Annotated in this window: 22 protein-coding genes; 7 read left to right on the top strand and 15 right to left on the bottom strand. The window is 64.9% G+C overall.

The window, feature by feature from the left end; translation table 11 throughout:
- Positions 1 to 112 precede the first annotated feature (112 nt).
- The 3 genes from BTH42_RS30545 (at position 113) to BTH42_RS30555 (ending at position 2933) form a co-directional block, all read left to right on the top strand.
- Positions 113 to 1297, top strand: a complete 1185-nt coding sequence (locus BTH42_RS30545) for a porin (RefSeq protein ID WP_075304913.1) — start codon at positions 113 to 115, stop codon at positions 1295 to 1297.
- A gap of 149 nt (positions 1298 to 1446) precedes the next feature.
- Complete coding sequence (locus BTH42_RS30550) at positions 1447 to 1869, top strand: VOC family protein (protein ID WP_075304980.1); 423 nt, start codon at positions 1447 to 1449, stop codon at positions 1867 to 1869.
- 218 nt (positions 1870 to 2087) lie between these two features.
- Positions 2088 to 2933: a TOBE domain-containing protein gene (locus BTH42_RS30555; protein ID WP_075304914.1), complete on the top strand. Its 846-nt coding sequence runs from the start codon at positions 2088 to 2090 to the stop codon at positions 2931 to 2933.
- 52 nt (positions 2934 to 2985) lie between these two features.
- Here BTH42_RS30555 and BTH42_RS30560 read toward each other — a convergent pair whose 3' ends face one another.
- The 4 genes from BTH42_RS30560 to BTH42_RS30575 form a co-directional block, all read right to left on the bottom strand.
- Positions 2986 to 3696 (bottom strand): sulfate/molybdate ABC transporter ATP-binding protein, encoded by a 711-nt coding sequence (locus tag BTH42_RS30560; RefSeq protein ID WP_075304915.1) that lies wholly within the window; start codon positions 3694 to 3696, stop codon positions 2986 to 2988.
- Between the two features lies 1 nt (position 3697).
- A complete protein-coding gene (gene modB, locus BTH42_RS30565) occupies positions 3698 to 4372 on the bottom strand; it encodes a molybdate ABC transporter permease subunit (RefSeq protein ID WP_075304916.1) in 675 nt (224 codons plus the stop codon).
- Positions 4373 to 4407: 35 nt separating this feature from the next.
- Positions 4408 to 5181, bottom strand: coding sequence for a molybdate ABC transporter substrate-binding protein (modA, locus tag BTH42_RS30570; RefSeq protein WP_075304917.1), 774 nt, complete (start codon positions 5179 to 5181; stop codon positions 4408 to 4410).
- Between the two features lie 246 nt (positions 5182 to 5427).
- Entirely contained in the window at positions 5428 to 6132 is a 705-nt protein-coding gene (locus tag BTH42_RS30575) for a phosphatase PAP2 family protein (RefSeq protein ID WP_075304918.1), read from the bottom strand.
- Between the two features lie 367 nt (positions 6133 to 6499).
- On the opposite strand from BTH42_RS30575, the gene BTH42_RS30580 reads away from it, so the two are divergent.
- A complete protein-coding gene (locus BTH42_RS30580) occupies positions 6500 to 7684 on the top strand; it encodes a PHB depolymerase family esterase (RefSeq protein ID WP_075304919.1) in 1185 nt (394 codons plus the stop codon).
- A gap of 110 nt (positions 7685 to 7794) precedes the next feature.
- Positions 7795 to 7977 (top strand): DUF3563 family protein, encoded by a 183-nt coding sequence (locus tag BTH42_RS30585; protein ID WP_075304920.1) that lies wholly within the window; start codon positions 7795 to 7797, stop codon positions 7975 to 7977.
- 219 nt (positions 7978 to 8196) lie between these two features.
- Here the strand turns inward: BTH42_RS30585 and BTH42_RS30590 are convergent, their stop codons facing one another.
- The 7 genes from BTH42_RS30590 to BTH42_RS30620 all read right to left on the bottom strand — a co-directional run bounded on the left by BTH42_RS30590 (position 8197) and on the right by BTH42_RS30620 (position 13930).
- The gene (locus BTH42_RS30590) at positions 8197 to 8682 is read right to left on the bottom strand and encodes a TspO/MBR family protein (RefSeq protein ID WP_256702431.1); all 486 of its coding nucleotides are present in this window, start codon (positions 8680 to 8682) and stop codon (positions 8197 to 8199) included.
- A 16-nt stretch (positions 8683 to 8698) separates the two neighbouring features.
- The gene (locus BTH42_RS30595; protein ID WP_075304922.1) at positions 8699 to 10198 is read right to left on the bottom strand and encodes a deoxyribodipyrimidine photo-lyase; all 1500 of its coding nucleotides are present in this window, start codon (positions 10196 to 10198) and stop codon (positions 8699 to 8701) included.
- Positions 10199 to 10351: 153 nt separating this feature from the next.
- Positions 10352 to 10771: an organic hydroperoxide resistance protein gene (locus BTH42_RS30600; protein WP_075304923.1), complete on the bottom strand. Its 420-nt coding sequence runs from the start codon at positions 10769 to 10771 to the stop codon at positions 10352 to 10354.
- Positions 10772 to 10958: 187 nt separating this feature from the next.
- Positions 10959 to 11420, bottom strand: coding sequence for a MarR family winged helix-turn-helix transcriptional regulator (locus BTH42_RS30605; protein ID WP_075304924.1), 462 nt, complete (start codon positions 11418 to 11420; stop codon positions 10959 to 10961).
- A 130-nt stretch (positions 11421 to 11550) separates the two neighbouring features.
- Complete coding sequence (locus tag BTH42_RS30610; protein ID WP_075304925.1) at positions 11551 to 12357, bottom strand: BPSS1780 family membrane protein; 807 nt, start codon at positions 12355 to 12357, stop codon at positions 11551 to 11553.
- Positions 12348 to 13343, bottom strand: coding sequence for a homoserine kinase (locus BTH42_RS30615; protein WP_075304926.1), 996 nt, complete (start codon positions 13341 to 13343; stop codon positions 12348 to 12350). Before BTH42_RS30615 ends, BTH42_RS30610 begins: the two co-directional genes overlap by 10 nt.
- Positions 13344 to 13537: 194 nt before the next feature.
- The gene (locus BTH42_RS30620) at positions 13538 to 13930 is read right to left on the bottom strand and encodes a hypothetical protein (protein ID WP_075304927.1); all 393 of its coding nucleotides are present in this window, start codon (positions 13928 to 13930) and stop codon (positions 13538 to 13540) included.
- A 187-nt stretch (positions 13931 to 14117) separates the two neighbouring features.
- Here BTH42_RS30620 and BTH42_RS30625 point away from each other — a divergent pair, with 187 nt between their 5' ends.
- Positions 14118 to 15644: an AMP nucleosidase gene (locus BTH42_RS30625; RefSeq protein WP_075304928.1), complete on the top strand. Its 1527-nt coding sequence runs from the start codon at positions 14118 to 14120 to the stop codon at positions 15642 to 15644.
- Between the two features lie 123 nt (positions 15645 to 15767).
- Here BTH42_RS30625 and BTH42_RS35695 read toward each other — a convergent pair whose 3' ends face one another.
- The 4 genes from BTH42_RS35695 to BTH42_RS30645 form a co-directional block, all read right to left on the bottom strand.
- Positions 15768 to 16586 (bottom strand): hypothetical protein, encoded by an 819-nt coding sequence (locus BTH42_RS35695; RefSeq protein ID WP_178392267.1) that lies wholly within the window; start codon positions 16584 to 16586, stop codon positions 15768 to 15770.
- Positions 16587 to 16771: 185 nt separating this feature from the next.
- Positions 16772 to 17302, bottom strand: coding sequence for a chromate transporter (locus tag BTH42_RS30635; RefSeq protein ID WP_075304930.1), 531 nt, complete (start codon positions 17300 to 17302; stop codon positions 16772 to 16774).
- Positions 17299 to 17880, bottom strand: a complete 582-nt coding sequence (locus BTH42_RS30640; protein ID WP_075304931.1) for a chromate transporter — start codon at positions 17878 to 17880, stop codon at positions 17299 to 17301. The genes BTH42_RS30635 and BTH42_RS30640 overlap by 4 nt, the downstream gene beginning before the upstream one ends.
- Before the next feature lie 198 nt (positions 17881 to 18078).
- A complete protein-coding gene (locus BTH42_RS30645; protein ID WP_075304932.1) occupies positions 18079 to 18822 on the bottom strand; it encodes a TIGR00730 family Rossman fold protein in 744 nt (247 codons plus the stop codon).
- Position 18823: 1 nt separating this feature from the next.
- On the opposite strand from BTH42_RS30645, the gene polA reads away from it, so the two are divergent.
- Entirely contained in the window at positions 18824 to 21565 is a 2742-nt protein-coding gene (gene polA, locus BTH42_RS30650; RefSeq protein WP_075304933.1) for a DNA polymerase I, read from the top strand.
- Positions 21566 to 21626: the final 61 nt, after the last annotated feature.

Below are 21626 nucleotides of genomic sequence, written 5' to 3' on the forward strand. Positions count from 1 at the left end.
CGCGCGCGCACCTTCCTTCAAAACCACGCATGAAATTGCAGCGCCGGGGCTTTCCGTACGGAAAGTCCCGTGCGGCCGCACGCCATCTAATAACAGCAAACTGGAGACATTCATGTGGAAGACCCTTGCCGTCGCTGGCCTGCTTTGTGCGGGGCCGATGCAATACGTTCATGCGCAAAGCTCGATCGCGTTGTACGGCATCGTGGACACCGGCATCGCGTACACGAACACCGCGGCGTCGAGTATCAGCGCGGCGGGCGCGAGCCGCGTGTCGGCCGTGACCGGCTTCGGTGCCGGCGACCGTTTTGGCTTGACGGGCAGTGAAGACCTCGGCGGCGGTACGCGCGCTGTCTTCACGCTCGAAAACGGTTTTAGCGGCTTGACGGGCGCCGCACTGCAAGGCGGCCGGATGTTCGGTCGCCAGGCGTTCGTCGGACTCGACACGGCGCGCTACGGACGCGTCACGCTCGGTCGGCAATACGACATCAGCTATGACTACCTGTCGCCGTTCCTCGCGTGGCAGACGTTCGGCAGCATCTATGGCGCCCATATCGGCGACGTCGATAACACCTTCGACACCTTCCGGCTCGACAACACGGTGAAATACCAGGTGTCCCCGATCGAAGGTCTGCGCGCGGGCGCGATCTACGCGTTCAGCAATCAGGCGGGCGGCGCGCCGGACACGGGCTTCGCGAACAATCGCGCGTACAGTCTGGGCCTTTCGTGGAAGTCGAACGGTTGGCAGGCGGCGCTCACGTGGCTGCATCTGGATAACCCTTCGTCGTCGACTTCGGGCAGCAACCCGGGTGGTGCAGTCGGTGGCGAATACACGAACGCGACGAGCATCTTCTACAACACCGGATTTGTGACCCGCCAGAATGTCTACGGCGCTGCGATCGGCTATGCGACGCAGCACGCTGTGTTCAACTTCGTCTTCACCGACACGTTGCTCGATTACGCTGGCGCCGGCAGCCTCGGCGTGCGCAACTACGAAGTCAACACGCGTTACTACGTGACGCCGGCGTTGATGCTCGGCGCGGGATATATCTTCACGGATGGCTCGGGCTTCGTGGGCACCGGCGCGAAGGCGTTCGCGCGCGGCGATCATCCCCAATGGCATCAACTGGATCTCGGCGCGATGTATCTGCTTTCGAAGCGCACGGATTTGCACGTCTCCGTGCTCTATCAGCGCGCGGCCGCCGATGCCGATACCGTGGCGCTTAACGTGCTTGGGCCGGGTGGTGAAGGGCGCACGGTTCAGGTGGGAGTGGTCGCCGGGTTGCGGCACAGGTTCTAGGATCGAGATCGCCGCAAGTAGCCTGGTGCGCGCTCACCAGCATAGTGCTGGGTTTGCGGCGCGTAGTTCGATCTGATAACCAGGAAGACGATTCCCTCGTAGCACTGCTATGGTTGGACAATCTCCGCGACTCGATGAAAGGTGACCGAATGAAACCCAGAATCAGTGTGCTGACCATCGGTGTAGACGATCTGGAGCGCGCCCTGCAGTTTTACCGGGACGGCTTGGGATTGGCGACCGAGGGCGTCATCGGAAGGGAATTCGAACATGGCGCGGTCGCGTTCTTCGACCTTCAGGCCGGACTCAAACTGGCGCTCTTCGCCCGCGCCGACATTGCGCACGACGCCGGCTTGCCGGTTTCCGCACGCAGCGCGACGGAATTCACCATTGGCCACAACGTTGGCAGTACGGACGAAGTCGATCAGGCGATGCAGCAAGCGGTCGCTGCGGGAGCACGGCTCGTGAAGGCCGCGGGGAAAACTTTTTGGGGCGGCTATGCCGGATATTTTCAGGACCCCGATGGGCATCTGTGGGAGGTTGTGTTCAATCCCGCGTTTGTTCCGGAGGACTGAATGTTGGCCGTTGATCTCTAAACTTTCCCCCACCGCCACCGAGCCGGCTCCCCCTCAGCCAGCACACCGCCACGAACGCTTTGGACGATCATGAAGGTAGTCAGCGCGGCAACGACGCATCGTTCATCCCCGGCCGGAGCCCGCAGCCGGCCGGCATCGCGTCGCTATAATGATCCGTCCCCCGTTCCTCCCGCCACCCCGCCCCGAGCGCTCCAACCATGACCACCGAACCAACCGATCCCACCGACCCGCCCCACGACCACCTTGAACTCGGCGGCTCAGTCTGGTTCCAGGCCGGCACGCAGACGCTCGGCGGCGCGGCGCGCATCGCGCTGCTCGCGGCGATCGGCGACACCGGCTCGATCACGAGCGCGGCGAAGGCGGTGGGGATGAGCTACAAGGGCGCGTGGGACGCCATCGATACGATGAACAACCTCGCCGGCGAGCCGCTCGTCGTGCGGCTGACCGGCGGCAAGGGCGGCGGCGGCACCACGCTGACGCCGCGCGCGGTCAAGCTGATCGACACGTTTCGCGCGGTCGAGCGCGAACATCGGCGCTTTCTCGAACGCGCGGGCGCGGCGATCGAAGGCTTTGCGAACGACTGGGATCTGATCGGCCGCATCGGCGTGAAAACGAGCGCGCGCAATCAGTTCTACGGCAAGGTGTCGGCGCTCACGCGCGGCAGCGTCAACGACGAAGTGTCGCTCGCGCTGCCCGGCGGCCAGACCATCGTCGCGGTCGTCACGCACGAGAGCACCGAGGCGCTCGGGCTCGCCGAAGGTGTCGCGGCGTTTGCGCTGATCAAGGCGTCGTGGGTGGTGCTGCTGGTCGATCGCGAAGACGGCGCGCCGCTCAAGCTGTCCGCGCGCAATCAGTTGCGCGGGATCGTGCAGAGCGTGAAGCACGGCGCGGTGAATGCGGAGGTGTCGCTAGGTCTCGAAGGCGGCGCGGTGATCACCGCGGTCGTCACCAACGAAAGCGTCGAAACGCTTGGCTTGCAACAAGGCGCGAACGCGGTCGCCGCGTTCAAGGCATCGAGCGTGATACTCGGCGTGAAGGATTGAGCGCCGCCGGCGCGTTGAACGAGCTACGGCCAGCCTCGCGGGCCGCACCCACTCAACGCGGCGACGCCTCGCTGCGCGCATACCCCGCGAACGGCTGATCTTCGCGCACCTGGCCGTCGTTGACCTGCACGACCTGATCGCCGAACGCGGCGACATCGTCGGGATCGTGCGTAATCAGCACCATCGGAATATCGAGGCGCGTTTGCAGGTCCGACAGCTCGCGCCGCATGCGCTGGCGCAACGCGCTGTCGAGTGCGGAAAACGGTTCGTCGAGCAGCAGCAGGCGCGGTTGCGACACCAGAGCTCGCGCCAGTGCCACCCGTTGCTTCTGCCCGCCGGACAACTGCGCCGGGTGATTGCCCGCGACGCCCCGCAACTCCAGCGCATCGAGCCAGTAATCGACCTGCGGATGCGTGCCGCGCGCGCGCGGATTGAACCAGCCCTGGCGCAACCCGAAGCCGATGTTCTGGCGCACGTTCAGATGCGGAAACAGCGCGTAGTCCTGAAACAGATAGGCGATCTTGCGCGCCTGCGGCTTCAGATCGATGCCGCTCGCGCTGTCGAACAGCGTGGCGCCGTGCAGCGTGATCGACCCTTCGTCGGGCCGCAGCAGCCCGGCGATCGCCTGCAAGGTCAGGCTCTTGCCCGCGCCGGACGGCCCGAACAGCACGAGCCGCTGGGTGTTCGCGCTGAACGCGACATCGAGTGTGAAGCGCCGCTCGGCGCTGGCGAAGGTTTTGCGGATCGCGACGTTGAGCGGCATGTCAGCGGGACCTCAGAAGCGTGTGCTGCGGCACGAGGCGCCCCGCGAGCAGCAGGATCGTCACGCACGTGACCGAGGTCACCAGCACGAGGAAGTTCGCGGTGCTGTCGTCGCCGGCCTGCACCGCCGAGTAGACCGCGACCGACAGCGTCTGCGTGCGGCCCGGCAGGTTGCCGGCGATCATCAGCGTCGCGCCGAATTCGCCGAGCGCGCGGGCGAACGCGAGCAGGCCGCCGGCCAGGATGCCGCGCGCGGCGAGCGGCAGCGTCACGCGGAAAAACACCGCGGTTTCGCTGACGCCGAGCGTGCGCGCCGCGTGTTCGAGCTGCGGATCGACGCCTTCAAAAGCGGCGCGCGCCGACTTCAGCACCAGCGGAAACGCGACCACCGTCGACGCGATCACCGCGCCCTGCCACGTGAACACGAGCTGGATATCGAAGCGGTCGAGCCAGGCGCCGATCACGCCGCGTCGGCCGAGCAGCACCAGCAGGTAGTAGCCGAGCACGGTCGGCGGCAGCACCAGCGGCAGCATCAGCAGCGAGTCGATCACGTCGCGCGCGGCGGAGCGCCAGCGCGACAGACCGAGCGCCGCCGCGACGCCGAGCACGAGATTGAGCGCGGTCGCCCAGCCCGCCACTTTCAGCGACAGCAGCAGCGGAACCCAGGCCTCTTGCATGACGGTGTGCCTCTTCTATGAATCAGTGCTGTGGATCAGTGCGCGGGCTTGAAGCCGTACTTCGCGAGCACCGCCTGGCCGGCCGGCGACAGCACGAAATCGACGAACGCCTGCGCGTCGGCCGCGTGGCGGCTGCCTTCCACCTGCGCGATCGGATAGGTGATCGCGGTTTGCGTCGGCACGGTCAGCGCGACCTTGACCTTGTCCGGCATGATCGCGGCGTCGGTGCCGAACACGAAGCCGGCGTCGACTTCGCCGCGCGCGACGTAGTCGAGGCTCTGGCGCACGTTCGCCGCGAGCACCGCCTTCGCGCTCACCGCGTCCCACACGCCGGCGGCCTGCAGCGCGCCCTGCGTATAGCGGCCGACCGGCACCGAAGCCGGATCGCCGAACGCGACGCGCTTCACGCTGGCCCCGGTCAGATCGTTGAGACTGGCGGGCGCGAAACGGCTGTCGGCGGGCACGATCAGCGCCAGCGAATTGGCCGCGAAGTCGCGCCGCGTGGCCGGCACGATCACTTTTTCCGCGGCGGCTTTGTCCATCGCCTTCTGATCCGCGGACGCGAACACGTCGGCGGGCGCGCCCTTGACGATCTGCTGCATCAGCACGTCGGACGCGCCGAAGTTCATCAGTACCTTGGTGCCCGGGTGCTGCTGCTCGAACGCGTCGCCAACTGCCTTGAACGCGTTGGTCAGGCTGGCGGCGGCGGACACCACGAGTTCATTGGCGTGCGCATTCACGCTGACGAGAACGGAGACGGCGCTCGCAACGCACAGCGCGTATTGCTTCAGATGGCGGGAAAGTGTCATGAAGGACCTGAAAAGTCTGACGTGGACAAAGCTGCGATGTGAAACCGCTATCGTAATATATGCGCGGTTATAGCGGTGAGCGCGACAGATTTTCGGTACGGCAGGTCACGCGTCACGCAACGCGTGACGCGCAAGCTCAGCGGGAAAGAGGATCGAAGAGGGGGAAGTAAGCAGGAGAAAGTCGGCTAACGGCGCGGCAGCGGCCAGCAGGCCGCCCGGCCGCTAGCCATTGAGCCGCTTAGCCGCTTAGCCGATCGGCGCGCGCGGCGCCGGTTCGAGGGTGTTGAGAGTCTGCGACAGCGGCGCGGCTTCCGGCCGGAATTCGCGCGTGGCCTTCCATTTCGCGCGGATGAACGGCCGGTCGTGGCCGGACACTTTGAGCGCGATATTGGTGACCCAGCGTTGGGTCGGCACGTGCACGCCGTGCATCACGATCGCCAGCACCAGCATGCTGACGGCCACCGGCAGTATCGACAGCCGGCCCGGCTCCGCATTCCACGCGATGCGCACGAACACCAGCGCGGCGAGCGCGCCGACGAGGCAACCGGTCACCGCTTCGGACGGCGAATGCGCGCTCAGCACAACGCGCGACAAGCCCACCGCGATGCCGGCGGCGAGCCCCGCCAGCACCCCCAACAGCCGCAGCGCGGGCCGCGCGGGCAACAGCATCAGAAACAGCGCGACCGGATAGACCGAGGTGGACAGCATCGCGTGACCGCTGACGCCGGTGAAGTCGAGTTCACGGATGCCGACGCCCCAGCCGAGGAATGCGAGCTTGGTGACGGTCACGATACCGATCGCCGAGCCGAGCAGGGCCAGCCAGCAGGCGGAGAGCCTCCACGAATAGCCGACCGCCAGCCAGATCGCGATGGCGAACGCGAGCGGCAGCGTCATGCCGGCGCCGCCGAGGCTGGTGATCGAATACCACAGATGGATGGGTAAATCGGGCATGGGCAAAAGCGCGACGCGGGTCGCGTGGAATGGGGGTGAGCGGGAAGCGGCGCGCGGCCGGCGGTGCATGCCGGTGCGACTCGGTTCGACAGGGTCGAAGGCTAGCCGTCAGTATAGACGGGTGTCGGGTTGACGGTCTTGCCGCCCGCGACGCATTTATTGCCTTGAATGTTGGCTGCCGAACGGCCATCGTGCGAGTTGGACGGCGGGGTCGCGACAAGGTTCGCGGCAGCGGAAATCTGACCTGGCTGACGACAGCGGTCTTCAGCAACGGACGAAAAATGGTGTTATTGTGCATTGCACAACTTTATGCGATCTGGTGATTTTCCCCTGATCTGCACTGTCCCTTTTTGCGAGGTTATCGCCGATGGCTAAAAGCCTGTCGAAAATCTGGCTGCGCGGTTTAAAGCGGCTGCTCGCGATTCAGACCGAACACGCGCAAAAAACCGTCAAGCGAACGCCGGCGCGACCGGTTCGCGCCGCCGCCAACAAACCGTCGAGTAAAGCCCGGCCGCTGAAGCCGGCCGCCGCGCTGCGCACGCCCGCGAAACGCGAAGCACCGCGCGAGTCGCGGGTGCGGCCGCGCGCGGCGGCGTGGGCGAGCGGCGCGTGGACGCGCTCGTTCCATTCCGCGCCGGCCGCGCCGGGCCGGCTCGTCAATCATCTGCAGTACGGGCTGTATATCCCGTCCGGCCATGCGCACGAAGCGATGCCGCTGGTCGTGATGCTGCACGGCTGCACCCAGTCCATCGACGAATTCGCCGAAGGCACGCGGATGAACCTGCTCGCCGACCGCTACGGCTTCGCGGTGGTCTACCCGGAGCAGTCGAAGCACGCGCACTCGCATCGCTGCTGGCATTGGTACGACGCCGGCGACAGCGCGGGCGGCGCGGAGGCGCGGGCGGTGGTGTCGCTGGTCGATGCGCTGGTCGCGCAGCACGGCTTCGACGCCGAGCGCGTGTACGTGGCGGGGATTTCCGCCGGTGCGGGCCTGAGTTCGCTGCTTGCCGTCAAGTATCCTGGGCATTTCGCCGCAGTGGCGCTCCACTCTGGCCCCGCTTTGGGCGAAGCCCGCTCGGGCATCACCGCGATGGACGTGATGCGGCGCGGCGCGCGCCGCGAGCCGGTCGAACTCGTCGATGCGATCACCGACGTTGCCCAATACCCGGGGATGCCGGCCATCATCCTTCACGGCGACGCCGACCACGTGGTCGCGCCGGTCAACGCCGAGCAGCTGGCCACCCAGTTCCTGCGCCTGAACCGGATGATCGACGCGCGCGGCGCGCGCAAGTCCGGCGAGATGCGCGAGGACCGCAAGGGCGGCGTGGTGATGCGCGACTATGTGCGCAGCGGGCGTCGCGTGGTACGGATGTGCCGGGTCCAGGGGCTCGGCCACGCATGGGCGGGCGGCGATGACGCGGTGCCGTTCCATTCGTCGAAAGGCCCGGACGCGAGCGCGATGATCTGGGAATTCTTCAAGCATCAACGCCGGCCCGAGGCCTCGCGCGTCGCGGATGGCGCGGCGGTGGCGGCTTCGTCGGCCGGCCGGTGACGCCGGGACAACACCTCGAATATTGATCAGTGGCGCAATCCTAGGGTTTTCCCTATAATACGGGTTATCCCTTAGGCGTAAACGCCTAGCTCACATTGCCGAGGTCGACCATGTATCTGCTTAGCCGCCTGTTTCTATTCCTGACCAAATCGCCGGACCAGCTCGCCAAAGAGCGCGCCGACGCCTATCTCGCCGAAGCGACCGATCTGTACGATCTCGAATTCCGTATGCGCAAGCTCGACCGTGACGCGAACGTGCGCCAGCCGTCGTGGATGAGCCAGCACTACGGCTGATCCGGCGTCGAAGCGTCCGCATCAAATGTAGCAATCGGAGCATCGGCGGGTAATGAGACGCCGGTGTTCGGGGCACGCCGCTCAGGCGCTCGCCCGAAACCTTCGCTTCACCCGCTTCGCGCTCCACGCGGCCTTCGCGGCCGGGCCACTCAGACGGCTTACTTCCAGCGTGTCGCTTCTAAGTGCCTGCCTCAGGCAACTCATCTCCAACGGCTCGAATCACGCAGCCGGATTCATCTGCCATAGCGCGTAATTGAGCAGCGCCGCATACGCGACCCATATCACGTACGGCACCAGCAGCACGCCCGCGAGACGATCACGTCGCCAGAACATATAGGTCAGCACGACGATCAGCACCAGCAGGATCAGGATGTCGACCAGCCCCGCGTCGGGCCGGTGCAGGCCGAAAAAGAGCCACATCCACGCCGCGTTGAACAGCAGTTGTACGACCCACAGCACGATCGCCGCGGTCATGCCGTCGCGCTTCCAGACCCGCCACGCGGAAAACGCCATCAGTACGTACAGCACGGTCCAGACCGGCGGGAACACCCAGTTCGGCGGATTGAAGACGGGCTTGTGCAGACCCGCGTACCACGCGTCCGGCATCGATAGACTCGCGGCCCAGCCGGCCGCCAGCGTCAGGATCAGAAACACGAGCAGCGACGGCAGGCGGCGCATCTTTACCCTCCAGATGTTGTTGTTCATTGATGTAAGCGGGCACTCACTTGCCGTAACGGGCCAGCGTGCGCTCGCGGGCCTGCGCGTGATCGACGATCGGTTCCGGATAGTCCTTGCCCAGTACCACGCCGAATTCCGCGAGCCGCTGCGCGCCCGCCAGCCACGGCGCGTGAATCCATTTTGCCGGCAAGTTCGCGAGCTCGGGAAGGTAGCGTTTGATAAAGCGGCCGTCCGGGTCGAATTTTTCGGACTGGGTGACCGGATTGAAGATGCGGAAGTACGGTTGCGCGTCGCAGCCGGTCGAGGCTGCCCATTGCCAGCCGCCGTTGTTCGCGGAGAAATCGAAGTCGTTGAGCAGGTCCGCGAAATAGCGCTCGCCGCGGCGCCAGTCGATGCCGAGATCCTTCGCGAGAAAGCTCGCGGTCACCATCCGCAGACGGTTGTGCATGTAGCCGGTGCGGTTCAGTTGCAGCATCGCCGCGTCGATCAGCGGATAGCCGGTGCGGCCGTCGCACCACGCGGCGAACGCTTTGTCGGCCGCCGCGCCGTGTTCCCAGCGCAGATGCGCGTATTCCGGCTTGAAGGGCGCGCCGCTCGCGATGCGCGGATGATGCGCAAGCACCATGAAGTAGAAGTCCCGCCAGATCAGCTCGGAGAGCCAGGTCGCCGCGCCTTTGCCGTCGGGCTGTAGCGACATCTCGTACGCGAGGCGCGCGAGCGTGCGGATCGACACGGTGCCGAAGCGCAGATGCACCGACAGATAGCTCGGCCCCTTCGCGGCCGGAAAGTCGCGGCGGTCCGCGTAGCTATCGATGCGCGTCAGGAAGTCGTCGAGCAACTGTTGCGCGCCGCTCATGCCGGCGGGCAGCGCCAGCTCCGCGAGGTTGCTCGGCGCGAAGCCGAGCTGGTCGAGCGTCGGCAACTTGCGATCGAGCTTGCGCGGCAGCGGCGCCAGATGCTTCGCGTAGGTTTCGACCGGGTAGGGCTTGAGGTCGAACGCGCCCAGTTGCTTGAGCCACGCGTTCTTGTACGGCGTGAACACCGCGAACGGTTTGCGCTGGCCGTTCAGCACCTCGTCGCGCTCGAAAATCGTCTGGTCCTTGAACGACAGCCACTGGCGGCCCGCGTCGGCGAGCTGTTCGCCGACCGCCGCATCGCGTTCGATCGCGACCGGCTCGTAATCGTGGTTCGCGAACACCGCATCGACTCGCAGTTCGGCGGCCAGCTTCGGCACCAGTTCCGCGGGATCGCCATACAGCACGACGAGGCCGCCGCCGTGGGCGCGCAACGCATCGTCCAGTTCTTGCAGCGATGCGAGGATGAAATCGATCCGCCGGTCCTGCACCGGTTCGCCCGGATGGCGCGTCTGCCACGTATCGATCAGCGGTTGCAGGATCGTCGTGTCGAACACGAAGACGCACCACACCCGCTCGCAATGCTTGAGCGCGTAGTACAGCGCGGCATGATCGGTGCTGCGCAGATCGCGGCGGAACCAGACGAGGCCGGTGTCGAAGGAGTCGTCGAGGCGGCGGGCGCGTGTCATCGGGTATCGGTGGAAAGCGGGAAGTTGGGGAGCGGTGTCGCAGATTGCGTGCCGCGGGCGCCAGATGCAGCTGGATGCAACAACGCCCGCCCCTATTGTGCAGGGAGCGGGCGTTGTTCGCGACGGCGCGGGGTTGCGCGCCGGTCGGCCGGCTTACGCGACGTGCAGACGCACCGCGACGTTGTTGCGCGTGGCGTTCGAGTACGGGCACACCTGATGCGCGGCGTCGACCAGTTCCTTCGCCGCTTCCGGCGCGAGGCCCGGCAGCGTGATGCGCAGATCGATGTCGAGCGCGAAGCCGCCGTGGTCGTTCGGGCCGATGCCGACGTCCGCGGAAACCTGCGTGTCGGCCGGCAGCGCCTGCTTGCGCTGACCGGCGACGAACTTCATCGCGCTCAGGAAACAGGCCGAGTAGCCGGCCGCGAACAGCTGTTCGGGGTTGGTGCCCGCCGCGCCGTTGCCGCCGAGCTCACGCGGCGCAGCCAGCTTCACGTCCAATGCATTGTCCGACGATACGGCGCGGCCGTCGCGGCCACCGGTGCTCGTTGCGCTTGCTTTGTAGAGGATGTTCATGGTGCTGCTCCTTGTCTGGATTGGTCAGGGTTCGCATGCTTGCGCGGGCTGGTTCGCCGGTCTGGCGAGGTAACAGCGAAGCGGCATGTCGAGTAAGATAGTACACAAATCATTTGTGTGCAAATTAATTTTTGCATCGACGCGATAGCGTGCCCCCGTTTGGTCGGTGCTCGCGGCAGTGCGGCGGTTACTCGCCGTCGTCCATGTAATCGTTGAGCGTCGCTCGCAGGCGTGTGAGATCGTCGCGCAAGCGCAGCAGGAATTCCGGCGTCTGTTGGGTCGCGCAGAAGATTTCCGCCGGCACTTCGCGTGCCTGTCGTTTGAGCGCCTTGCCCGCGCTGGAGAGCCGGATGTAGACGAGTCGTTCGTCGTCGGTGCCGCGCACGCGTTCGACGAGGCCTTGTGCCTCGAGCCGCTTGAGCAGCGGCGTGACCGTCGCCGGATCGAGATTCAGGCGCGTGGCCATGTCTTTCACGGTGACGTTGTCGGTTTCCCACAGCACCAGCATCGCCAGGTATTGCGGGTAGGTCAGGCCGAGCTTGTCGAGCAGCGGCTTGTACGCCTTCGTCATCGCCAGCGAGGTCGAGTAGAGGGCGAAGCAGAGTTGCTCGTCGAGCGTAAAGGGGAGGGCGGCGCGCTGAGTGGTCATCGTGCATCTCGGCTGAAAGAGCGTGCAAATGGATTGCACGCTAACCATTGTGCCGCAAACCGACGCAGGGTGATGGGCGCGAGAGGAAGGAACGGCGCGGGCGCCAGAACGGCCCCGCGCGTGAAATGGATCAGGCCGCGGGCCGGGTCGGCAGATCCGGCGTTTGCGGCGTCTGCACGCCGAAGCAACCGCGATAGGTCGCGTAGAACGAGCAATACAGCATCGTGGTGACGATCATCGTCGCGGGCATCAGGATCGCGAACGCGAACTCGGCCGCGCCGAGCGCCTGCATCAGCGTGGACAGTCCGAGCGACACCAGCGTCGCCACCGCGAACCACAGCGCCGCGAACACCACGAACGCGCCGCGATTGCGCCAGCAGCTGACGACGCTGAAGAACATCGCCTTGACCGGCGGCACGTCGTGCCACGCGGTGAGAATCGGCGAGAACCAGAACAGCATCGCGACCGGCACGTAAAACGCGAGCGCGGTCAGCACCGCGAGCGGAATGTTGCTGTTGGCGATCGCGTTCTCGTCCATCGTCGCGTTGCCGAGCATCACTTGCAGCAGCATGCCGCCGTCGGCGAGCGCGGAGCCGGCCAGCACCAGCGCCATCGCGATCACGTAGACGACGCCGAGCACCAGCAGCCGCCGCGTGACCACCGGACCGTACGAATGAAAGCCGTCGACGAGGATGGTCGGGAACACCGGCTTGCCGGCGATCGTGTCGCGGCACGCGGCCATGAAGCCGACCGCGACGCCCGGAATGAACAGCAGCGGCAGCACGCCGCCGACCACCGGGATCTGCGACACCAGCGTCATCACCAGCAGATAGGTGAAGAACAGCGTAAGGAACGCGAGCGGATTCTTGCGGAACAGCCAGATGCCTTGCCGGAACCACACGTAGCCGGTTTTCGCGGGGACTTCGATCAGTTGCATGGAGTATGGATGCCAGGATTGGCGACGCCTTTCAGGCGTTCGCGCAGAATGCGTTCGAAATGGCCGGGGTCGTGCGGCTTGAGCAGTTCGGCCGCGCGCGGCAGGTGAAAATCATACAGGCGCGACACCCAGAAGCGGTACGCGCCGGCCCGCAGCATGTCGCCCCAATGGCGGTTTTCCTCGGCGGTGAACGGCCGCACCGTCTGGTACGCGCGCAGCAGCGCCTCGGTGCGGGCGTCGTCGAGCTGGCCGGTCGCGAGGTCGACGCACCAGTCGTTGACCGTCACCGCTACGTCGAACAGCCATTTGTCGCAGCCGGCGAAATAGAAGTCGAAGAAGCCGCCGAGCCGCACTTCGTGGCCGGTGTCGGGCGCCGCGTGCGCGAACATCGCGTTGTCGCGGAACAGGTCGGCGTGGCACGGGCCGCTCGGCATCGCGGCGTAATCGGCCGACGCGAAAAACGCTTCCTGATGCGCGAGTTCCGACGCCAGCAACTCGCGTTGCTCGCCTTCGAGGTACGGCAGGATTGTCGGCACGGTGTCGCGCCACCACGGCAGGCTGCGCAGATTCGGCTGATAGCGCGGATAGTCGCGGCCCGCGAGGTGCATGCGCGCGAGCATCTGGCCGACCTCGACGCAGTGCTCGATGCCCGGCGCGAGTTCCGGCGCGCCTTCGAGCTTGGTGACGATCGTCGCCGGCTTGCCGAGCAGCATGCCGAACAGCGCGCCATCGTTGCGCGGCATCGGGTCGGGCACCGGCACGCGGCGCGACGCGAGGTGGCGCATCAGGTCGAGATAGAACGGCAGTTGTTCGGCGGTCAGCTTTTCAAAAATCGTCAACACGTATTCGCCGCGCGTCGTCGTCAGAAAGAAGTTGCTGTTTTCAATGCCGGACGAGATGCCACGCAATTCGACGACATCGCCGAGGTCGTAGTGGCGCATCCATTCTGCGAGTTGGGAGTCGTTGACTGCGGTGAAGACGGCCATGCGGGAAACGTCGGGTCAGGTTGTTCGGGCTGGCGCGGTAGGGCCAGTGCGAGGTGCGACAAAAGTAGGCAGCAAGCGGGTGGAGGCGGTGTCGAACCAGGCGGTTCGGCGTATCCGCATTGCGCTTGCGCGGAACACGGGCCGCGGCGCGGGACCCGGCCAGTGCCGGTGCCGGCGCGCCGCTTCCGGGTCGATCAGTAGCGCAGGTTCACCGACGGCAAACGTGTGCTCGGACGGCCGCTGTCGTGGACGGTCGGCGACGTATCGAGCGGCGCGCTCATCTGGTAGCGGGTGCCGAAATTCGAATGCACGTTGATTTCGACCGGCTTGCCCTTGTCGCGATACTCCGTGATTTCGGTGCCGGTCGGGCTCACTTCGTGGAAGCTCGGCGTGCGCGGAACGTTGATTTCGACCTTCGAGCTGACCTCTGCGCCGGGACGATTGATCTTCTCCAGGTCCGGCAAACCGGCCCGTTCATTGGCGGACTGGGGCGCGCCGGCGGGCGGCGGTTCGTCGACGGGGGCAGCCATCGCGGCGTTGCCGAAGGCGAAAGCCAGCGCAACGGCGATGGGAAGGAGCGGCTTCATGGTGATTCTCCGAAAGGGTGCGCCGATTTTAGCAAATCCGGCCTCGCGTACGGGCGCGCGGCCTTATTTTGCGCCGCTTTCGCGCAACGCGCGCGAACCGTGCGCAAGCCCGTCTTCAGCCCGTGGTTGACATTTGGCGGCGCCAGGTTCCGTGGTAAGGTCGTCTCATCAATAGGGGTGAACGATGATGAACAACGATATCAATCAACGCACGGTGCAGACTCCCGCCAACAGCTTCCCCACCGAGGGCTTCGAGGACGCGGCCGAGGCCGTCACCCGCCTCGCCGCGATCTACGAGGCGAACACGTCGTTCCTGCGCGATGCGTTCGCGCGCTACCGCCGCAACGAGCAGTTCGTCAATCGCGTGCGCGCCTGCTATCCGTTCGTGCGCGTGCGCACCGAAGTCAACACGCACGTCGATTCGCGCCGCTCGTACGGCTTCGTCGCGGGGCCGGGCGTGTTCGAGACGACCGTCACGCGGCCCGACCTGTTCGGTAACTACTATCGCGAGCAACTGCGGTTGCTAGCGAAGAACCATCACGTGCGGATCGAAGTCGGCGTGTCGGACCAGCCGATTCCGATTCACTTCGCGTTTGCCGAGGGCATCCACCTCGAAGGCGATCTGGACCGCGAGCGCCTGTTCCTGATGCGCGACATCTTCGACACGCCGGACCTCGCGCTGCTCGACGACCGGATCGTCAACGGCACCTACGAGCCGCTGCCGGGCGAGCCGCATCCGCTCGCGCTGTTCACGGCGGCGCGGGTCGACTTCTCGCTGCACCGGCTCAAGCACTACACGGCGACCTCGCCGACGCACGTGCAGAACTACGTGCTGTACACGAACTACCAGTTCTATATCGACGAATTCGTCAAGCTGGGCCGCAGCATGATGACCCATACCGACGACGAGGAGTTGCGCGCGTACCGCAGCGAATACACGTCGTTCGTCGAGCCCGGCGACGTGGTCACCTACAACGAGAATCTCGGCGAGCAGGCCCAGGAGGGCACGTCGCCGCCGCGGCTGCCGCAGATGCCCGCGTATCACCTGAAGCGCGCGGACGGCAGCGGCATCACGATGGTCAACATCGGCGTCGGGCCGTCGAATGCGAAGACCATCACCGATCACATCGCGGTGCTGCGCCCGCACGCGTGGATCATGCTCGGCCACTGCGCGGGGCTGCGCAACACGCAGCGTCTGGGCGACTACGTGCTCGCGCACGGCTATGTGCGCGAAGACCATGTACTCGACGCCGATCTGCCGCTGTGGGTGCCGATCCCGGCGCTCGCCGAAGTGCAGGTCGCGCTCGAACGCGCGGTCGCGCAGGTCACGCAGCTCGACGGCGTCGAGTTGAAACGGGTGATGCGTACCGGCACGGTCGCGAGCGTCGATAACCGCAACTGGGAGCTGCGCGATCATCGCGAGCCGGTGCAGCGGCTGTCGCAAAGCCGCGCGATCGCGCTCGACATGGAAAGCGCGACGATCGCCGCGAACGGTTTCCGCTTCCGGGTGCCGTACGGCACGCTGCTGTGCGTGTCGGACAAGCCGCTGCACGGCGAGCTGAAGCTGCCCGGCATGGCTGACCAGTTCTATCGCGCGCAGGTCGATCAGCATCTGCAGATCGGCGTGAAGGCGATGGAGCTGCTGCGGATGAACGGGCTGCATCGCCTGCATAGTCGCAAGCTGCGCAGCTTTGCGGAGGTGGCGTTCCAGTAATCACGCCGGTAGGTTGGGGCGGGTGCGGCGGGCGATGCGGGTGTCCTGATCGGGAGGGACTGCCGGCATCGCCCGCGGCGCTTTACGAGCCTCTGGATTCTTCGGCGCGACCGCTGGCCGTTCTCAGGCCGACGTGCTGACGAACATCCCGCTCAGACTGGCCGTGCCGTTTTGCAGATTGGCCGCGAGCGAGGTCAGAAACTTCTGCAGATCCGCGCTGCTGGATGTGCTCGACGAACCGCTCGACGCGCCGAGTGCCGTCAGCAGGTTCTCGAAATCCGTCGCCAGCGAACTGTCGCTCGACGATGAGCCGGTCGTGCTGGCATCCGTGGATGTGCTGTCCGAATTCGAACTCGACGACGAACCGGACGCCAACGATTGCGCGAGATTTTCGATCGCGGTCGCGAACCCGCCGTCGTAACCCTGCGCCGACGATGACGACGGCGCAGGAGGCGGGGGCGGCGGCATCGCGCCGGCGGAGGCCGAGGTGGTCGCGGTGCTGTCCGCGGTATCGGACGTATCCGCGCTGGAGGTCGTGCCGCTGGCGGCGACAACACCGTTCGCGTTCGTGCTGCCGGTGCCCGAGTCCTGCGAGCCCGGACCGCCTTGCGGCGCGGCCGCCTGGAACAGTGCGCCGAGGAACTGTTGCAGCGCCGCGCTGATCGCGCTCGCCGAGGTGGACGACGTAGTCGAAGCGGTCGAGGTCGAGGTCGAATCGGTCGACGAAGACGTCGACGTTGCCGACGACGAACCGTCCGTCGACGTCACGCCGAACTGCGCGAGCGCGGCCGCGATGGCCGCGACCAGCGGATTGGTCGACGACGCGCTGTCGGTCGACGTTGAAGACGAATCATCTGTTTGCGCCTGATAGCTTCGCGAACTGGTGGACGACCACCAGGCTTCGAGGCCCGTGGAGTTTCCCGCCAAAGCTGAAATAGACATTCTTTTACTCCGTAAGATTTAGCGAGATCTCTCGCCGGGAGCTTCATCCAATCGATGGAATCGCCGTTCGCTTTTACGGCTGAAACTCGTTGAATCTAAGGGGAGTAAGCGGAAAGTTTAGCTTACCGAAACTTTCTCTTTCAGCAGGAAACTTCTGGCAATAACTGGTAAGTATTTTGGCCGGCTTAACCTTGCCCGAACCCGCTCAAACCGATCAGACTTCCCGCCGCCAGCAGCCATAGCGGATGAATCCGCGTCTTCGTCGCCAGCACGGCGGTGAATGCGTTGATCGCCCAGGCGATCGCGGTCGGGTTCGATGCTCGCGCGATCACCGCCGCGCTCGCCGCGACGATGCCGGCCGTCACCGGCACCAAACCCAGTTGCGCGTAGCGCCGCCACGGCCGGTCCTTGAAACGCTCCCACGCATGCAGCGCGAGAATCGTCACAATCGACGACGGCCCGAACTTCGCAATCGACGTCACCAGCATCCCGGCCCAGCCGGCCACGTGCCAGCCGATCAACGTGACGATCATCAGGTTCGGTCCCGGCGCGGCCTGCGCGAGCGCGAACAGCGCGCTGAATTCGCTGGCCGGCATCCAGTGATGCACGTCGACCACCTGGCGCTGCATCTCCGGAAGAATCGTATTGCCGCCGCCGAACGCGAGCAGCGACAACTGGCTGAAGATGACCGCGAGTGCAATTAACGTGTGAGTCATCGTGCGCTCCTCGCCGCGAGATAAATGCTGAGCGGCGTGAGCACCAGCATGGTCGGCAATAGCGGCAGCCGCAGGATCGCAATCGCGACGAAGCCGAGCGCAGCGATCAGCGCGGCGAGCGGTTTGTTGCGCAACGGCAGCAGGATTTTGATCGCCATCGAGATCAGCAGACCCGACGCGGCCGCCGCGAGCCCCGCGAACAGATGGCGCACATGCGGATCGTTTTGCGTGTGTTCATACAGCACGCCGAGGCCGATCACCACCAGCGAAGGCCCGGCGATCAGCCCGAGCAGACCGGCCAGCGCGCCGGGCAAGCCGCGAAAGCGCATCCCCATCGCGACCGACAGATTGATCACGTTGCCGCCCGGCAGGAATTGGCAGAGGCCGAGCAGGTCGGTGAATTCTTCGGCGCTGAGCCAGCGGCGTTGTTCGACGAGCGCGCGGCGCGCGAGCGGCAATGCGCCGCCAAAGGAGATCAGTCCGAGGCCGAGAAAGCCGCTGAAGATTTCGCGCACCGTGGGGGTGGGTGCGAGTTCGAGTCCGGGGCCGGGCTCGCGCGAGGTGAGTGGGTGGTCCATGTTGCGATGCTTCGGGTAGAAGCCCAGCAGGGTAGCGCCGAACCGGTGGCATGCAAAACGATATTTGCGTCTACACGCCCGATCCACACATCAACACGCATCACCGTAAGCGCATCGCAAACTGGCCTTCAAAACGAAAGCGGGCAGCTCAGAGGCTGCCCGCTTCGATTCGCGCAATGCGGTGTTCAGCACAGCACGTTACAGATAGAACATCCGGTCCTCGTCCGACTTCACCGGATGCTGGTCGCCTTCCTCGCGATCTTCATAGAACTTCAGCACCGCTTCGAGCACCTGGTCCGGATCGTCGATCACCTGCATCAGATCGATGTCGGTCGGATTGATCAGGCCCATCGGAATCAGCGAGCTCTTGAACCACGCGAGCAGTCCTTCCCAGAACTCGGCGCCGACCAGAATGATCGGTACGTGACGCGATTTCTTGGTCTGGATCAGCGTGAGAACTTCCGCGAGTTCGTCGAGCGTGCCGAAGCCGCCAGGCATCACGATGACCGCGTCCGAGTTCTTCACGAACGTGACTTTGCGCGTGAAGAAATGACGGAAGCGCAGCGAGATGTCCTGCCACTGGTTGCCCGATTGCTCGTGCGGCAGTTCGATGTTCAGACCGACCGACGGCGCCTTGCCCGCATGCGCGCCTTTGTTGGCCGCTTCCATGATGCCGGGGCCGCCGCCGGAGATCACCGCTAAGCCCGCGTCGGACAGTTTGCGAGCGATCTGCGTGGCCAGTTTGTAGTACGGCGTGTTGGGTTTCAGACGCGCCGAACCGTAGATGCTGACAGCCGGGCGAATCTCCGACAGGTACTCGGTCGCCTCGATAAACTCTGCCATAATCGTGAACATCTGCCACGATGCGCGGGCTTTTTTGGCCGTTGCGCGCTCTTGATCTGCGAGCGATCGCAGACTCGGAATCACTTTTCTCTTAGTCATAATGCCTGAAGAACGAAGCCTTGAAGGTAAGACCCTGCTGTTGGTCGACGGTTCGAGTTATCTATACCGGGCCTACCATGCGATGCCTGATCTGCGCGGCCCCGACAGTAGCCCGACGGGTGCGCTCTACGGGATGATCAACATGCTCCGGCGCATGCGCAAGGAAGTTACCGCAGAGTATAGCGCGTGCGTGTTCGACGCCAAGGGCAAAACATTTCGTGACGACTGGTATCCGGACTACAAGGCGAATCGCCCGTCGATGCCGGAAGATCTGTCGCGTCAGATCGAACCGATTCACGTCGCGGTGCGCGCGCTCGGCTGGCCGCTGCTGATGATCGAACGCGTCGAAGCCGACGACGTGATCGGCACGCTGTGCACGCAAGCCGAAAAGCTCGGCATGAACGTGGTGGTGTCGACCGGCGACAAAGACCTCGCGCAGCTCGTATCGGATCGCGTTTCGCTGGTCAACACGATGACCAACGAAACGCTCGATCGCGAAGGCGTAATCGCGAAGTTCGGCGTGCCGCCGGAACGCATCGTCGATTATCTGTCGCTGATCGGCGATACCGTCGACAACGTGCCGGGCGTCGACAAGTGCGGACCGAAAACCGCGCTCAAATGGCTCACGCAATACGACTCGCTCGACGGCATCGTCGAACATGCGAGCGAGATCAAGGGCGCGGTCGGCGAGAACCTGCGCCGCGCGCTCGACTTCCTGCCGATGGCGCGCAAGCTCGTGACCGTCGAGCGTCAGTGCGATCTGACCGGTCATATCGTGTCGATCGAAGAAAGCCTGCAAAGCCGGCCCGAGTCGCGCGAAGAACTGCGCGACGTCTTTACGCGCAACGGCTTCAAGACGTGGCTGCGTGAAGTCGAAATTGCCGATGCGGTCGAAGGCCCGGAAACGGACGTGCCGCCCGCGTTGACGGTGGACCACGAACGTCACTACGACACCGTGCAGACGTGGGAGCAGTTCGACGCGTGGCTCGAGAAAATCAACGCGGCCGAGCTGACCTCGTTCGATACCGAGACCACCTCGCTCGATCCGATGACCGCGCAGATCGTCGGCCTGTCGCTTTCCGTCGAAGCGGGCCGCGCGGCCTACGTGCCGCTCGCGCATCGCGGCCCGGACGCGCCGGTGCAACTGCCGCGCGACGAAGTGCTCGCGAAGCTCAAGCCGTGGCTCGAAAGCGACGAGCGCAAGAAGGTCGGCCAGCATATGAAGTACGACGAACAGGTGCTCGCGAATTACGGCATCGAGATGCGCGGCGTGCAGCACGACACGCTGCTCGAATCGTACGTGCTCGAATCGCATCGCACGCACGACATGGACAGCCTCGCGCTGCGCCATCTCGGCGTGAAGACGATCAAGTACGAAGAGATTTGCGGCAAGGGCGCGCAACAGATTGGCTTCGACGAAGTCGCGCTGGAGCAGGCCGCCGAATACGCGGCCGAAGACGCCGACATCACGCTGCGTCTGCATCAGGCGCTGTACCCGCAGATCGCAGCGGAAAAGACGCTGGAGCACGTGTATAGCGCGATCGAAGTGCCGACCTCGCGCGTGCTGCGCAAGATGGAGCGCACCGGCGTGCTGATCGACGCGGACAAGCTGCGTCAGCAAAGCAGCGAGATCGCCACGCGGCTGATCGAACTCGAAGGTCAGGCGTACGAACTGGCTGGCGGCGAATTCAATCTTGGTTCTCCGAAGCAGATCGGTCAGATCTTCTTCGAGAAGCTGCAATTGCCGGTCGTCAAGAAGACGCCGAGCGGCGCACCGTCCACCGACGAAGAAGTGCTGCAAAAGCTCGCCGAAGACTATCCGCTGCCGAAGATCCTGCTCGAGCATCGCGGCCTGTCGAAGCTGAAGTCCACCTATACCGACAAGCTGCCGCGCATGGTCAATGCGCAGACCGGCCGCGTGCACACGAACTATGCGCAGGCGGTTGCGGTGACCGGGCGGCTCGCGTCGAACGATCCGAACCTGCAGAACATTCCGGTGCGTACCGGCGAAGGCCGCCGGATTCGCGAGGCGTTCATCGCGCCGCCGGGACACAAGCTGGTGTCCGCCGATTATTCGCAGATCGAACTACGCATCATGGCGCACATCTCCGGCGACGAATCGCTGATGCGCGCGTTCGCGCAAGGCGAGGACATTCACCGCGCGACGGCTTCGGAGATTTTCAGCGTGACGCCGCTCGAAGTGTCGAACGATCAACGGCGCGTCGCGAAAGTCATCAACTTCGGCCTGATCTACGGGATGAGCGCGTTCGGCCTCGCGGCGAACCTCGGCATCACGCGCGACGCGGCGAAGATGTATATCGACCGTTATTTCGCGCGTTATCCGGGCGTCGCGCGTTATATGGACGAGACGCGTTTGAGCGCGAAGGCGAAGGGTTACGTCGAGACCGTATTCGGCCGCCGTCTGTGGCTGCCGGAAATCAACGGCGGCAACGGGCCGCGTCGCCAGGCCGCCGAACGCGCGGCAATCAACGCGCCGATGCAGGGTACGGCCGCCGACCTGATCAAGCTGTCAATGATCGCGGTGCAGAAGTGGATCGAAGATTCGAAGATCGGCACGCGCATGATCATGCAGGTGCACGATGAACTGATTCTCGAAGTGCCGGACGCCGAATTGTCGGAAGTGCGCAAGCGTCTGCCCGAACTGATGTGCGGCGTGGCCGCGCTGAAAGTGCCGCTGGTCGCCGAGGTCGGCGCCGGACTGAATTGGGAAGAGGCGCATTGACATTGCGATGACACGCGCGCGATAACGTCGTGCGCATGTCACACATGGGTTTTGGCGACTT

It is taken from the genome of Burkholderia sp. SRS-W-2-2016 (assembly GCF_001931485.1).
In the GTDB taxonomy this organism is placed as follows: domain Bacteria; phylum Pseudomonadota; class Gammaproteobacteria; order Burkholderiales; family Burkholderiaceae; genus Paraburkholderia.

Bases quoted from the DNA above. Each gene is read 5' to 3' on its own strand.
- BTH42_RS30545 (WP_075304913.1), top strand. From the start codon at position 113: ATGTGGAAGACCCTTGCCGTCGCTGGCCTGCTTTGTGCGGGGCCGATG.
- BTH42_RS30550 (WP_075304980.1), top strand. From the start codon at position 1,447: ATGAAACCCAGAATCAGTGTGCTGACCATCGGTGTAGACGATCTGGAG.
- BTH42_RS30555 (WP_075304914.1), top strand. From the start codon at position 2,088: ATGACCACCGAACCAACCGATCCCACCGACCCGCCCCACGACCACCTT.
- BTH42_RS30560 (WP_075304915.1), bottom strand. From the start codon at position 3,696: ATGCCGCTCAACGTCGCGATCCGCAAAACCTTCGCCAGCGCCGAGCGG.
- modB (WP_075304916.1), bottom strand. From the start codon at position 4,372: ATGCAAGAGGCCTGGGTTCCGCTGCTGCTGTCGCTGAAAGTGGCGGGC.
- modA (WP_075304917.1), bottom strand. From the start codon at position 5,181: ATGACACTTTCCCGCCATCTGAAGCAATACGCGCTGTGCGTTGCGAGC.
- BTH42_RS30575 (WP_075304918.1), bottom strand. From the start codon at position 6,132: ATGCCCGATTTACCCATCCATCTGTGGTATTCGATCACCAGCCTCGGC.
- BTH42_RS30580 (WP_075304919.1), top strand. From the start codon at position 6,500: ATGGCTAAAAGCCTGTCGAAAATCTGGCTGCGCGGTTTAAAGCGGCTG.
- BTH42_RS30585 (WP_075304920.1), top strand. From the start codon at position 7,795: ATGTATCTGCTTAGCCGCCTGTTTCTATTCCTGACCAAATCGCCGGAC.
- BTH42_RS30590 (WP_256702431.1), bottom strand. From the start codon at position 8,682: ATGAACAACAACATCTGGAGGGTAAAGATGCGCCGCCTGCCGTCGCTG.
- BTH42_RS30595 (WP_075304922.1), bottom strand. From the start codon at position 10,198: ATGACACGCGCCCGCCGCCTCGACGACTCCTTCGACACCGGCCTCGTC.
- BTH42_RS30600 (WP_075304923.1), bottom strand. From the start codon at position 10,771: ATGAACATCCTCTACAAAGCAAGCGCAACGAGCACCGGTGGCCGCGAC.
- BTH42_RS30605 (WP_075304924.1), bottom strand. From the start codon at position 11,420: ATGACCACTCAGCGCGCCGCCCTCCCCTTTACGCTCGACGAGCAACTC.
- BTH42_RS30610 (WP_075304925.1), bottom strand. From the start codon at position 12,357: ATGCAACTGATCGAAGTCCCCGCGAAAACCGGCTACGTGTGGTTCCGG.
- BTH42_RS30615 (WP_075304926.1), bottom strand. From the start codon at position 13,343: ATGGCCGTCTTCACCGCAGTCAACGACTCCCAACTCGCAGAATGGATG.
- BTH42_RS30620 (WP_075304927.1), bottom strand. From the start codon at position 13,930: ATGAAGCCGCTCCTTCCCATCGCCGTTGCGCTGGCTTTCGCCTTCGGC.
- BTH42_RS30625 (WP_075304928.1), top strand. From the start codon at position 14,118: ATGAACAACGATATCAATCAACGCACGGTGCAGACTCCCGCCAACAGC.
- BTH42_RS35695 (WP_178392267.1), bottom strand. From the start codon at position 16,586: ATGTCTATTTCAGCTTTGGCGGGAAACTCCACGGGCCTCGAAGCCTGG.
- BTH42_RS30635 (WP_075304930.1), bottom strand. From the start codon at position 17,302: ATGACTCACACGTTAATTGCACTCGCGGTCATCTTCAGCCAGTTGTCG.
- BTH42_RS30640 (WP_075304931.1), bottom strand. From the start codon at position 17,880: ATGGACCACCCACTCACCTCGCGCGAGCCCGGCCCCGGACTCGAACTC.
- BTH42_RS30645 (WP_075304932.1), bottom strand. From the start codon at position 18,822: ATGACTAAGAGAAAAGTGATTCCGAGTCTGCGATCGCTCGCAGATCAA.
- polA (WP_075304933.1), top strand. From the start codon at position 18,824: ATGCCTGAAGAACGAAGCCTTGAAGGTAAGACCCTGCTGTTGGTCGAC.